General features: G+C 56.6%; 12 protein-coding genes. All 12 read left to right on the forward strand.

Features of this window, described 5'->3' with window-relative positions; translation table 11 throughout:
- The first annotated feature begins 14 nt into the window (after positions 1–14).
- The 12 genes from hisD (at position 15) to F1379_RS17925 (ending at position 12,545) form a co-directional block, all read left to right on the forward strand.
- Positions 15–1,322 carry a histidinol dehydrogenase gene (hisD, locus tag F1379_RS17870; protein ID WP_150272289.1) on the forward strand — a complete coding sequence of 436 codons (1,308 nt, stop codon included), beginning with the start codon at positions 15–17 and terminating at the stop codon, positions 1,320–1,322.
- Positions 1,312–1,920: an imidazoleglycerol-phosphate dehydratase HisB gene (gene hisB, locus F1379_RS17875; RefSeq protein ID WP_150272291.1), complete on the forward strand. Its 609-nt coding sequence runs from the start codon at positions 1,312–1,314 to the stop codon at positions 1,918–1,920. Before hisD ends, hisB begins: the two co-directional genes overlap by 11 nt.
- Position 1,921: 1 nt before the next feature.
- Positions 1,922–2,545 carry an imidazole glycerol phosphate synthase subunit HisH gene (gene hisH, locus F1379_RS17880; RefSeq protein WP_150272293.1) on the forward strand — a complete coding sequence of 208 codons (624 nt, stop codon included), beginning with the start codon at positions 1,922–1,924 and terminating at the stop codon, positions 2,543–2,545.
- Positions 2,546–2,585: 40 nt separating this feature from the next.
- A complete protein-coding gene (gene hisA, locus F1379_RS17885; protein WP_150272295.1) occupies positions 2,586–3,320 on the forward strand; it encodes a 1-(5-phosphoribosyl)-5-[(5-phosphoribosylamino)methylideneamino]imidazole-4-carboxamide isomerase in 735 nt (244 codons plus the stop codon).
- Positions 3,321–4,475: 1,155 nt separating this feature from the next.
- The gene (gene hisF / locus F1379_RS17890) at positions 4,476–5,234 is read left to right on the forward strand and encodes an imidazole glycerol phosphate synthase subunit HisF (protein WP_150272297.1); all 759 of its coding nucleotides are present in this window, start codon (positions 4,476–4,478) and stop codon (positions 5,232–5,234) included.
- Positions 5,231–5,938, forward strand: coding sequence for a bifunctional phosphoribosyl-AMP cyclohydrolase/phosphoribosyl-ATP diphosphatase HisIE (gene hisIE, locus F1379_RS17895; RefSeq protein WP_150272299.1), 708 nt, complete (start codon positions 5,231–5,233; stop codon positions 5,936–5,938). The genes hisF and hisIE overlap by 4 nt, the downstream gene beginning before the upstream one ends.
- A gap of 17 nt (positions 5,939–5,955) precedes the next feature.
- Positions 5,956–6,783, forward strand: a complete 828-nt coding sequence (gene hisJ / locus F1379_RS17900) for a histidinol-phosphatase HisJ (protein WP_150272301.1) — start codon at positions 5,956–5,958, stop codon at positions 6,781–6,783.
- A 24-nt stretch (positions 6,784–6,807) separates the two neighbouring features.
- Positions 6,808–7,758 (forward strand): ribose-phosphate diphosphokinase, encoded by a 951-nt coding sequence (locus tag F1379_RS17905; RefSeq protein ID WP_150272303.1) that lies wholly within the window; start codon positions 6,808–6,810, stop codon positions 7,756–7,758.
- A 246-nt stretch (positions 7,759–8,004) separates the two neighbouring features.
- Positions 8,005–9,750, forward strand: a complete 1,746-nt coding sequence (locus tag F1379_RS17910; protein WP_150272305.1) for a tetratricopeptide repeat protein — start codon at positions 8,005–8,007, stop codon at positions 9,748–9,750.
- A gap of 49 nt (positions 9,751–9,799) precedes the next feature.
- On the forward strand, positions 9,800–10,753 hold the full coding sequence (gene trxB / locus F1379_RS17915; protein ID WP_150272307.1) for a thioredoxin-disulfide reductase: 954 nt from the start codon (positions 9,800–9,802) through the stop codon (positions 10,751–10,753).
- A 245-nt stretch (positions 10,754–10,998) separates the two neighbouring features.
- The gene (locus F1379_RS17920) at positions 10,999–11,226 is read left to right on the forward strand and encodes a DUF1858 domain-containing protein (RefSeq protein ID WP_150272310.1); all 228 of its coding nucleotides are present in this window, start codon (positions 10,999–11,001) and stop codon (positions 11,224–11,226) included.
- Between the two features lie 50 nt (positions 11,227–11,276).
- The gene (locus F1379_RS17925) at positions 11,277–12,545 is read left to right on the forward strand and encodes a DUF438 domain-containing protein (protein WP_150272312.1); all 1,269 of its coding nucleotides are present in this window, start codon (positions 11,277–11,279) and stop codon (positions 12,543–12,545) included.
- Positions 12,546–12,632: the final 87 nt, after the last annotated feature.

Consider the following 12,632-nt stretch of genomic DNA (forward strand, 5'->3'; position numbering starts at 1 on the left):
AAGGGGGAGAAACGGTGAAGATACAGTCGAGCAAGGATTTCAAGCTTCAGCGGGAAGTGGAGTACGGGACGCCGGAGCAGAATAAGGCGGTCAAGGAAATTGTGGAGGCGGTCAAGCAGGAGGGCGATGCGGCGCTGCTCCGTTATACGGAACGCTTTGACGGAGCTGCGCTTACACCGGCCCAGCTGCGGGTAACGGCAGACGAACTCCAGGCGGCCTACGGGCAGGTGGAGGAGTCGTTCGTTGCCGCCATCCGTGCGGCGGCAGCCAATATCCGGGCATTCCATGCCCGGCAGAAGCGCAGCTCCTGGATGGATCTGCAGCCGGACGGCACGATCCTCGGCCAGATCATCCGACCGCTGAAGCGTGTGGGCGTCTATGTGCCCGGCGGCAAGGCGGCCTATCCGTCCAGTGTGCTGATGAATGTGATTCCGGCACAGATCGCCGGGGTGCCGGAGATTGTGATGGTCACACCGCCGTCTACGGGCGGCAAGGCGGGCATTGATCCTTACATTCTCGTGGCCGCTGCGGAAGCGGGCGTACACGAGATTTACCGCGTGGGCGGCGCGCAGGCCGTCGCCGCACTCGCCTACGGCACGGCGAGCATCGCGCCGGTCGACAAGATCTGCGGGCCGGGCAACATTTATGTGGCCCTGGCCAAACGCGAGGTCTACGGCGTGGTCGATATCGACAGCATCGCCGGGCCCAGTGAGATCGTCGTGCTCGCCGACGATACCGCAGAGCCGGCCTACGTCGCGGCCGACCTGCTCTCCCAGGCCGAGCACGACGAGATGGCCTCGGCCATTCTCGTGACGCCGTCGCGCAGCCTGGCGGATACGGTCGCTGCCGAGGTGGAGCGGCAGCTGCGGGAGCTTCCGCGCGAGGCGATTGCCCGCGCCTCGGTGGAGAACTTCGGCGCGATTATCGTAGTCGAATCGCTGAAGGAAGGCATTGATGTGGTCAACCGCCTGGCGCCGGAGCATTTGGAGGTTGTGGCCGCAGACCCGATGGGGCTGCTCGGCTCCATCGAGAATGCCGGAGCGATCTTTCTGGGACCGTACAGCTCTGAGCCGGTGGGCGATTATTTTGCCGGACCGAACCACATTATTCCGACCAACGGCACGGCACGCTTCTCCTCGCCGGTGGATGTGGATGATTTTATCAAGAAATCGAGCTTGATTTACTATAGCAAGGAAGCCTTCCTGCGGGACGGGGAGACCATTATGGAGCTGGCCCGGCGCGAAGGACTGGAAGGGCATGCGAGGGCGATTGAGATCAGACTGACTAACGAAGGAAAAGGCGGGGACGGAAATGGACAATAACAGCGCAGAAACTGTACGCAAGGCCGGATTAAGCCGCAAGACCAATGAGACCGACATTAAACTTTCCTTGGCCGTGGATGGCAGCGGGGTGTCGGAGCTTGAGACGGATGTGCCTTTCTTGAATCATATGCTGGATCTGTTTACGAAGCATGGCCAGTTCGACCTGTCGGTACAGGCTAAGGGTGATATTGAAATCGACGACCATCACACGGTGGAGGACATCGGGATTTGTCTCGGTCAGGCGCTGCGCGAGGCGTTAGGGGACAAAAAAGGCATCAAACGCTATGCCAATGTGTTCATTCCAATGGATGAGGCGCTGGCCCAGGTGGTGATCGATATCAGCAACCGGCCGCATTTTGAATACCGGGCCCAATATCCGTCCCAGCAGGTAGGCAGCTTCTCCACGGAGCTGGTGCATGAATTTCTGTGGAAATTCGCGCTGGAGGCCCGCATTACGCTGCATGTCATCGTGCATTACGGCTCCAATACCCACCATATGATCGAAGCGGTATTCAAGGCGCTGGGACGGGCGCTGGACGAGGCGACGCTGCTTGATCCGCGCGTGAAAGGCGTGCCGTCGACGAAGGGAGTGCTGTAGTATGGCTGTAGCCATTGTAGATTATGGTATGGGTAATCTTCACAGTGTAAGCAAAGCGGTGGAGCGTCTCGGCTACGAAAGTCTGGTCACCGGCGACCGTGAACAGATTCTTGCCGCTGACAGCGTCATCCTGCCGGGTGTCGGCGCATTTGGCGATGCCATGGCCCATCTGCGGGAGAGCGGTCTTGACCGGGTAGTCAAGGAGGTTGCCGCCGGAGGGCAACCGCTGCTGGGAATCTGCCTGGGGATGCAGCTGCTGTTCACCACCGGCGAGGAGCATGGTGAACATAGCGGCCTGGATTTACTGGCCGGCTCAGTGGTGCGCTTCGCCCCCAGAGACGGCTATAAGGTGCCGCATATGGGCTGGAACAAGCTGAGCTTCCGGCAGCCGGAGAATCCGCTGCTGGCCGGGCTGGAAGAGGGACATGTGTATTTTGTCCACTCCTACCATGCGCTTGCCGGGCGTGAGGACGATGTGCTGGCCGTTACGGATTACGGTCATCCAGTGACCGCTGTGGTGGGCCGGGACAATGTGCTGGGCATGCAGTTCCACCCGGAGAAGAGCGGGGAACTCGGCATCCGGCTGCTCGGAAATTTCTTGAAGCTGCAGGCAGAGCGGGCGTAAGCCCGCTATAACTATATTGCAATGGAAAGCGGGGAACGGCATGTCTTTTATTATTTATCCGGCCATTGATATCCGGGACGGGAAATGCGTAAGGCTGAAGCAGGGCGACTACGCCCAGGAAACGATTTATAACGACAGTCCGGTGCAGGCGGCTAAGTCCTGGGAGGCGCAGGGCGGACAGTTCATCCATCTGGTCGATCTGGACGGCGCCAAGGCTGGGCATCCGGTTAACGATGCCCTTATCGGCGAGATTGCCCGCAGCGTGAATGTGCCGGTGCAGGTCGGCGGAGGGCTGCGCAGTCTGGCCGATGTGGAGAAGCTGCTCGGGCTGGGGGTTAGCCGGGTGATTATCGGCACCGCTGCGATCAGCGATCAGGCCTTTACGGAAGCAGTGCTCGCCAAATACGGCGACCGGGTGGCCATTGGCATCGATGCGCGGAACGGCTTCGTCGCCACGCATGGCTGGCTGAATACATCGGAGGTCCGCGCGGAGGAACTGGCGAAGGAGCTGGCGGCGAAGGGCGCGGAGACCTTCATTTATACCGACATCTCGCGGGACGGCATGATGCAGGGCCCCAACGTGGAGGGCATCCTGTCCATGGCGCAGGCCAGCGGCCGTACCGTCATCGCCTCGGGAGGCGTGACGAAGCTGGAGGATCTGCTGCGTCTAAGCTCGCACAGCGGCAGCGGGATCGGTGGCGCAATCGTCGGCAAGGCGCTGTATACCGGCGATATTGAGCTGCCGGGGGCGCTTGCGGCGCTAAGCGGGAAGTAAAAGTAATGAAATGCAGTATGCTCCCATGTCTGTCAGGAACTTAGCATTCCGGAATCTTGGAGCAGTTGAACTAAAGATTGTTGTGTTGGGATTAGCCGTGACGCAAGAAAACAATTGGAATTCCGGTCGCTTCCCGCCCGTAGATTTCTTGATTTACACCGCTTGTTGCGGTTCCGGCCTCCGACTGATGGCTTTCTTGCACTAAAAGCTGATAGGCGAAGCACGGGCTGTCATCGTTTTAAGCTGCTGAAATGTAGATAAGTGATTATCCTCCACACAGGTCAAATCAATAAGATAAATGAGGAAGGCCAAGAGCACCCATGACTAAAGGCGACAGCAGCTATTGCTCTTAATGACCTCACTAACCGCTGCTAAGCTGCTAATTGCAGTTTCTACAACTATATCCATCTAAACAGACCGTTTCCCGGCTATAGTTGCATTTCGTACATCTATTTTCTTGCTTTAAGGCAGTTTGATCCCTATATGCTGATTTTAGTTGCACAAAATACATCTATCCTTCAAAAATGGGTGCATACCTAACAAATAGTTGTACGAAATACATTTATCCTTGTTGAATAGGGGTTGCTTTTCGTTCATCATACCTAAACAGAGCTGGATAAAGCCTGCTGCCAGCGAATTCAACAGCAACCAGCGGTATTCATCTGGAGAACAGGAATGGGCAGCGTACGGAAGTCCATAACTTAATTCACTTTCCGGCCTTATTCAGCCTAATCTTAAGTTCAACTCATATAACTGACTCATCGTCGAACTACCTGCCTCATTTCCATGCTTTTGTTCTTAAAGCAGGCCGGAACGAAGCGGCCGTCCCCGAAGGGGGCAAAGAACGCGGCACGCGAAGGTTTAACGCTTCTGCTGCAGCGGCCTGCTCTCACATTGCAGGAGCACAAGTGCCAAAGCGGCCCCGCAGGGGTAAGCGGTCCTTCCCCCGCAGACCCCGGGTGCCCTTAGCCCCCGGATGAAGCCAAACTTCCCGGGTGTCCAGAGGGCGGAGCCCTTGGGGTCCCCCTTGGCTAAGGGGGATTTAGGGAGATCTAAAGTTTGGATTTAAGGGGATCTAAAGTTTAGATCCGAAGTTTGTATTTAGAGAAAGCGAAAGTTTTACAAAAGAGACCGGAATCCAAAGGGGGGACCCATATGTTAGCCAAACGCATTATTCCCTGCCTGGACGTCAAGGACGGGCGGGTGGTGAAGGGCGTGAATTTTGTCAATTTGCGCGATGCCGGGGACCCGGTGGAGCTGGCGGCGCTGTATGACCGCGAGGGTGCAGACGAGCTGGTGTTTCTCGATATTTCTGCATCAGTGGAGGGCCGGGCTACCATGGTGGAAGTGGTGCGGCAGACAGCAGGGGAGATCGCGATTCCGTTTACCGTAGGCGGAGGCATCTCCAACGTGGAGGATATGAAGCGGATTCTGCGTGCAGGTGCGGATAAGATCGGTATTAACACGGCCGCCGTCACTAACCCGCAGCTGATTGCGGAAGGCGCGCGGCGGTTCGGCTCGCAATGCATTGTGGTGGCGATTGACGCCAAATATAATGAAAGCTGGGGCGAGTGGGAGGTCTATACGCACGGCGGGCGGAAGCCTACCGGCATCCGGGCGCTGAGCTGGGCCCAGGAAGCCGAGAAGCTGGGAGCGGGCGAGATTCTGCTTACGAGCATGGATGCCGATGGCACCAAGGACGGATTTGATCTTAAGCTGACCGCTGCCGTCAGCGATGCGCTGAGTATACCTGTGATCGCCTCCGGCGGTGCAGGAAGAATCGGTGATTTTTATGATGTATTTACGGAAGGGAAGGCCGATGCCGGACTCGCAGCTACAATTTTTCATTATAAGGAAATTGCCATTTCCGAGCTGAAAGCCGATTTAAAGCAAAAAGGGGTAGAGATCCGATGAGTAGCTTACCAGAGAAAAACACCCTGACCGGGGCGGAAATAGTGGCCAGTATCCGCTGGAATGAAGCCGGACTGGTGCCTGCCGTAGTGCAGGATGTAAGCAGCGGGGAAGTGTTGATGGTTGCCTATATGAACGAAGAATCACTGCAGCGCTCGCTGGAGAGCGGACAGACCTGGTTCTGGAGCCGTTCGCGCGGCGAGCTGTGGCATAAGGGCGGAACCTCGGGCAATACCCAGGCGATTGCCTCTATCCATTATGATTGCGACAGCGATACGCTGCTGGTTAAGGTGGTGCCGGAAGGGCCGGCTTGCCACACGGGGGAGAACAGCTGCTTCTACCGTGAAATTCCGCTGGATAAGCCGGCTGTTGTGCCGGGTAAATCCCAAACCGTCTCCGAATCTTCGGACCGTTTCGCCGTATTGGGCGAGCTGGAGCGGGTCATTGCCGAGCGTGAGGCTGAACGTCCTGAAGGTGCCTATACCACCTACCTGTTCGACAAGGGTGTCGACAAGATCCTGAAGAAAGTGGGCGAGGAAGCCTCCGAGACCATTATTGCCGCCAAAAATAAAGACAATGCCGAGCTGCGCCTCGAAGTCAGCGATCTGATTTATCATCTGCTCGTGCTGCTGCAGGAACGCAAGCTGCCGCTCGATGAGATATTGGCCGAGCTAAGCGCCCGCCACGAACGCCCGCGCCGCGATTAGAAGGAGGGCTGCTTCCTATGCATATTGATTATCACACGCATCACGAACGCTGCGGACATGCAGTCGGCAAGCTGGAGGAGTACGTGCAGCGGGGCATTGAGCTGGGCCTGCAGCAGCTGGGACTGTCTGACCATTTGCCGCTTATCCATGTCGATCCTGACAGCTACTATCCCGAAATGGCGATGCCGCTCAGCGAGCTTCCGCATTACGTGGAGGAATGCCTGACGCTTAAGGAGCGCTACCGCGGCGTTATTGAGCTTAAGCTGGGGCTGGAGGCCGATTATATCGAAGGATATGAGGAGCAGATCAAGGAGCTGCTGTCCCCGTATCCGTGGGACTATCTGATCGGCTCGGTACATTTTCTCGGGGAGTGGGACATTACCGATTTCCGGCAGGTGCACGGCTGGGAAGGCCGGCAAGTGATGGACGTCTACCGCCAGTATTATGCCGCAGTGCAGAAATCCGCAGCTTCGGGATTATATGATATTATAGGACATATGGATGTGATCAAAAGATTCGGCTACGGCCCGCAAACCGCGGAGGAACGCGCAGAGGTGCGGGAGCTGGAGCTTCGGACGCTGCAGACGATAGCGGTTAACGGTATCGCTATGGAGCTGAACGCTTCAGGTCTTAGCAAGCCGTGCGCGGAGATGTTTCCGGCCGAGCATGTGCTGGCCGAAGCGCTTAAGCTCGGCATCCCGCTGACGCTGGGCTCGGACAGTCACGACCCTGCGAGGCTGGGAGACGGACTAACTGAAGCGCGCAGCCTGCTGTACCGCCTCGGTTTCCGGGAGCTTGCCGTATTTGAGGGCCGCACACGGTCACTTGTTCCATTTGAACTATAAAAATCAGGATCGCAGGAGGGCATTATGCATCATCAACAATTACGTATATTTTCCGGTTCTTCAAATCCCGAGCTGGCTGCCGCAGTAGCACAGCGGATAGGTGCCCCGCTGGGCCAAATCAAACTCACCCGCTTCAAGAGCGGTGAAATTTATGTGCATTATGAAGAAAGTATCCGGAACTGCGACGTATTCTTGGTGCAATCCCTCGCTCATCCGATCAATGAACTGTTTGTGGAGCTGCTGGTAATGATTGATGCAGCCAAGCGGGCTTCGGCAAGAACGGTGAATATAATTGTGCCTTACTATGGATATGCCCGCCAGGAGCGCAAATCGGCTCCCCGCGAGCCGATCTCGGCCAAGATGGTGGCAGATGTGCTGACCACGGCCGGAGCGACCCGCGTTATTACAGTTGACCTGCATGCTGCGGCGATCCAGGGCTTCTTCAATATTCCGGTCGATCATTTGACGGCCCTGGACCTGATCAGCGGATATTTAAAGCGCAAACAAATCGAGAATCCCGTCGTCGTCTCACCGGATGCGGGACGCGCCTCCATGGCCGAGAAGCTGGCCAGCCGGCTGGATTCACCGTTCGCGATCATGATCAAGAAGCGGCCGGCCCACAATGAATCGGTCATTACGCATGTCATCGGCGATGTGGAAGGCCGGACACCGGTCATTATTGAGGATCTCATTGATACCGGGACGACGATTGTCAATGTGGTCGAGGGCCTCAAAGAACGCGGAGCGCATAACAGCATTGTCTGCGCCACCCACGGCTTATTCTCGGGCGATGCCCTGGAGCGTATGGACCATCCGAGCATTGATGAAGTGGTCATTACCGATACGATTGCGCTGCCGGAGGAACACTCCAGCCGCTTCAAGGTCCTGTCCGTCGCTCCGATGCTGGCTGAGGCGACACGGATAATTCTTGAAGGCGGGTCCATCGATAAGCTGGTTAGAGATGCGGGAATCTGATTCCCGCTTTTTTTGTGCACAGAAATCCCGCTGTTACAAACGGACATGTTATGTAGCATTTTCCTAACGGCGGCTTCCTCTAATGCTTGAGAATCTTCTACAGACATGTGGTATACTGGGTGAAGGCGCTTGATGCCATAACTGAAGAAGACCAGCAATTGTAGGGTGGGAGCGGGCATGAAGTGCTGTGCCGTCTCCTATTTTGCTTGGAATGGGGAAGCTGTAAAGGGGAGGTGCCTTGCTTCCATGATAGAGAGAACATCAGAGCAGGATGCGGACAACGGCAACGTGGTTCCGCTCACTCTGGATGCCAATTTTTTCTTTGAAAGAGCTGTACGGTCAATGGACCGCTTTCAATATGATAAGGCATTACGAAATTTCCGCAAAGCTGTGGAATATGAACCGGATAATCCGGTGAATCATTGTAATTTGGCGGGTATATTATCAGAGATGGGCGATTATGAGGCGTCCAATGAAATTCTGCTGCATGTGCTGGAGAACGTCGAGCCCGGTATGACCGAGTGTCACTTCTATATGGCGAATAATTTTGCCAATATGGATAACTTTGAAGCGGCTGAGCAGTCGCTGGTCACCTATCTGGAGGAAGACGCAAACGGCGAATATCTTACCGAGTCCGAGGAATTGATGGAGCTGCTGCAGTATGAGCTGGACCGGCCGGCACCGCTGGTGCGCATCCGCAGCCGCGAAGGCGTAGTAGAGCACGAACGGGCCCGCCGCCTGCTGGAGGAGGGGAAATTCCCGCAGGCCGTCAAGCTGCTGGAAGAGATCCTGGAGACGTCACCGGATTTCCTGGCTGCCCGCAACAATCTGGCACTTGCCTATTTCTATATGGGGCAGTTCGCCAAATCCCGGGAGTGCCTGTCCGAGGTGCTGGAGCTTGACCCGGGCAATCTGCATGCCCTGTGCAATACGGCAATCCTTCTGCAGTATGCCGGAGACAAGGAACAGCTTGCACCGCTCGTCTCCATGCTGGAGACCACGGTGCCGTTCCATCAGGAGCATGTGTTCAAAATGGCGACCACGATGGGGATTCTCGGCAGACACCGGATCGCCTACAGCCATTTCCGCCGTCTGCTCAAAGAGGTAGAAGCCGGCGGCGACGCCAGCCTCTACCATTACTGCGCGGCGGCTGCGAGCAACAGCGGCCTCTACGACGAGGCGCTTCACTGCTGGCGGCAGGCCGCGAGGCTTGATCCGGCTTCGCCGGTGCCGGGCTTCTTCCTGGCCCAGCTGCAGGCGTCCGTCCAGGCCGGGCAGCCGATGCTTCCGGTCAGCTACAACTATCAGCTGCCCTTCCAGGAGCAGCTGAAGCTGTGGACGGACAGCCCCGACCTGCTGGCCCGGGAAGTGCAGAGCAACCCGCTGCTGCGGGCCTCGTTCTTCTGGGCGCTGCGTTATGGCGACGCCGATACGCAGCGGCAGGTCACCGCAGTGCTCGGCCAGATCGGCGGCAGCGAGTCGGCCGAGATGCTGCGCGAATGGATGGAGCAGGAGCCTTCTCTGGAAGAAGGGCTGCAGGAGTCAGTGCTGCTTAGCCTGCAGCGCCTGATCGGTGGCCATGCAGGCGAAGACATGGTCGGCGATGAGCAGGAACGCCCGGCACTGGCCCCACAGAGAGCACAGGAGTGGAGAGAAGAGTGGCAGCGGATCATTGACCAGACGACGGCGATGATGGACCGGCGCTTCGATCCCCATCAGAAGCAGGCTGCGGAGCTGCTGTGGCGGCGTTTCGTGGACCGTCTGGGTCCGGATGTCCCTCCTTTGCGCCATACACATGGCTGGTCGGCGGCTCTGGAGTATATGGTCGCCAAGCTGTGCGGCCGCCCGGTCACCTACCGCGAGATTGCCCAGCGTTATGCGGTCACGGTCTCCATGGTAAGCCGGTATGCCCGGAGAATCGACGAGGTATGCGAGACCTTTGACGACTTGCCCAGTTTAGGTATTTTCCCGTCTTCTACGGAGAAGATATAATCTAATTAGTAACCAAGACATAATGATAACCTTGAGGAGGTCGAGTACATTGTACAAAGCGATTGTAATCGGAACAGGCCCGGCCGGCCTGACAGCTGCGATTTATTTGGCACGTGCGAATCTGAACCCGCTCGTCATTGAAGGATTGCAGCCGGGCGGACAGCTGACCACCACTACGGAAGTGGAGAACTTTCCCGGCTTTCCTGAAGGCATTCTTGGTCCTGAATTGATGGAGAATATGCGCAAGCAAGCAACCCGCTTCGGTGCCGAATTCCGCAATGGCTGGGTGGAGTCGGTAGACTTCTCTGCACGGCCGTTTCGCCTTAAGCTGGAAGGTAACGTTGAGCTGGAAGCGGAGACCGTCATCATCTCCACGGGGGCTTCGGCCAGATACCTGGGCATTCCCGGCGAGAAGGAGAATGTGGGCCGGGGTGTCAGTACCTGCGCCACCTGCGACGGATTCTTTTTCCGCGGCAAAAAGATTATTGTCATCGGCGGCGGCGATTCAGCCATGGAGGAAGCCAGCTTCCTCACCCGCTTCGCTTCCGATGTGACGCTGGTCCACCGCCGCGATGAGCTGCGCGCCTCCAAGATCATGCAGGACCGCGCGCGGGAGAACAGCAAAATCTCCTGGGCCCTTAACCGGACGCCGCTGGAAGTAGCGGTAACTGAGACCGGGGTGAAGGGGCTGAAGGTCCGCAACAACGAGACCGGAACAGAAGAGCTGGTGGAAGCGGACGGTGTATTCGTGGCGATCGGCCATACGCCGAACACGGCTTTCCTCGGCGGGCAGATTACGACGGATGCGAACGGGTACATTGTGGTGAATTCGGGAACGACGGAGACCAACATACCGGGCGTATTTGCCTGCGGCGACGTGCAGGACACCCGTTACCGCCAGGCGATCTCGGCAGCGGGAAGCGGCTGTATGGCCGCTATGGACGCCGAGAAGTATCTGGAGGGCAGTATGGTGCACGACTGGAGCGAGACGCTCGATAAATAAAAGGCAAACAGAAGCAGGCTTTCGGAGAATATCCGGGGGCCTGCTTTTTTTTGTGTCTCCGGGGTTCCTGCGAAGCACCTGTATCTGCCGAACTTCATGGGAGCAGATGAGGTTATTTTCAACTTAGTGATTGCAATCACAATAGGCCTCTTTCCGCTATGCTAATCTGATGTTGAGAAGAATTCTCAGTGGCGTGCAAAGCCGGTGGATAACGGCCAGCACCCGCGCACAAGGAGAAGATGAGCATGGGTAAGGTGCTTAGACTGGATGAGTCTATATATGATTTGGTAACGCGTCATCCCGAAATCACCGGAATTATGGTGGAGCTGGGATTCCACGATATCGCCAAGCCGGGAATGCTGCAGACGGCGGGACGCTTTATGAACCTGAGCAAGGGAATGAAATTGAAGAAAATCGATCCGGAGACCGTACGGCAAGCTTTTGAACGCCAGGGCTTTACGATTGTCGAATAGAAGGAACGTGCAGGAGCTGCGCAAAAACAAACCATAAAGGAGAGATTGAAATGAGCGAACTGATTAATAACCGCGAAATGGATGTGCCGGAGCAGACCCGCCGCCAGAACATGCTGAAAGAGATCATCAAGGAATTGCATGCCGGAAAAAGTGTCGAAGAGGTTAAAGCGCGTTTTGAAGAAGCCGTAGGCGATGTAACCGTAGCCGAAATCTCGGCGATGGAGAACTCGCTGATGATGGAGGAAGGCATACCCGTTGCCGAAGTACAGCGCCTCTGCTCGGTGCATACGGCGATCTTCAAAGGCTCGATAGAGCAGATTCACCGTTCCAATCAGCCGGAGGAGCAGCCGGGACATCCGGTGCACACCTTCAAGCTGGAGAACCGCGAGATCGAACGGCTGGTCAATTTCCGTCTGGAGCTTCATACGGGCAAATTCTTGAAGCAGGACAGCGCGGACAACATCTTCAAGCTGCTGGAGGATCTCAGCCTGCTGCTTGATCTCGACAAGCATTACAGCCGCAAAGAGAATCTGCTGTTCCCCTATCTGGAGAAGTACGGAATCTATGGTCCGACCAAAGTAATGTGGGGGGTCGACGACGGCATCCGGGCCATGATTAAGGCGGCTAAGGCAGCGCTCACTGATTACCAGGGCAATGCTGCAGAAATTGATGGAATGCTGAAGGACATCATCCGGGAAGTCAATGAAATGATCTTTAAGGAAGAGAATATTCTGCTGCCGATGGCGCTCGAGAAGCTGACCGAGGACGAATGGGTGAAAATCGCCCGCGAGAGCGATGAAATCGGGTTCTGCCTGACGGCCCCGGAGCAGGAATGGATTCCGGAACGCGCTCCTGAGCCGCAAGGTGCTGCTGAAACCGCTGAAGCCGGTGAGGAAGGGGCCGCTCCGGCCCAAGGCTTCATCCGTTTCGAGACGGGAATCCTGTCTCTGCAGCAGCTGGAAACGGTGCTTAACCATCTGCCTGTCGATCTGACGTTCATTGACGAGAATGATGTCGTACGCTACTTCTCGCACGGGAAGGAACGGATCTTCGCCCGGACCAAGGCGGTCATCGGCCGCACGGTGCAGAACTGCCATCCGCCGCAAAGCGTGCATGTAGTCGAGAAGCTGCTGGAGGATTTCAAATCCGGACGCAAGGATGCCGAGGATTTCTGGATCAATATCCGGGACAAATTTATTTACATCCGCTATTTCGCCGTCCGCGATGAGAACGGGAAGTACATGGGCACGCTGGAGTTTACCCAGAACATCGCACCGATCCGCGCGCTGGAAGGGCAAAAACGCATATTGTCGGAGTAGGCTACAAGCTCAGACGGTTATTAACGGTTTCCTTGCCGCACTGCAGGGAAGCCGTTTTCTTGTGGCCGGGAATCGTCAAAAATTTCA

The organism is Paenibacillus tepidiphilus, from assembly GCF_008635795.1.
GTDB classification, from domain to species: Bacteria; Bacillota; Bacilli; order Paenibacillales; family Paenibacillaceae; genus Paenibacillus_AQ; species Paenibacillus_AQ tepidiphilus.

Coding starts and splice junctions, on each gene's coding strand:
- hisB (WP_150272291.1), top strand. CDS start 1,312: ATGGACAATAACAGCGCAGAAACTGTACGCAAGGCCGGATTAAGCCGC.
- hisH (WP_150272293.1), top strand. CDS start 1,922: ATGGCTGTAGCCATTGTAGATTATGGTATGGGTAATCTTCACAGTGTA.
- hisA (WP_150272295.1), top strand. CDS start 2,586: ATGTCTTTTATTATTTATCCGGCCATTGATATCCGGGACGGGAAATGC.
- hisF (WP_150272297.1), top strand. CDS start 4,476: ATGTTAGCCAAACGCATTATTCCCTGCCTGGACGTCAAGGACGGGCGG.
- hisIE (WP_150272299.1), top strand. CDS start 5,231: ATGAGTAGCTTACCAGAGAAAAACACCCTGACCGGGGCGGAAATAGTG.
- hisJ (WP_150272301.1), top strand. CDS start 5,956: ATGCATATTGATTATCACACGCATCACGAACGCTGCGGACATGCAGTC.
- F1379_RS17905 (WP_150272303.1), top strand. CDS start 6,808: ATGCATCATCAACAATTACGTATATTTTCCGGTTCTTCAAATCCCGAG.
- F1379_RS17910 (WP_150272305.1), top strand. CDS start 8,005: ATGATAGAGAGAACATCAGAGCAGGATGCGGACAACGGCAACGTGGTT.
- F1379_RS17920 (WP_150272310.1), top strand. CDS start 10,999: ATGGGTAAGGTGCTTAGACTGGATGAGTCTATATATGATTTGGTAACG.
- F1379_RS17925 (WP_150272312.1), top strand. CDS start 11,277: ATGAGCGAACTGATTAATAACCGCGAAATGGATGTGCCGGAGCAGACC.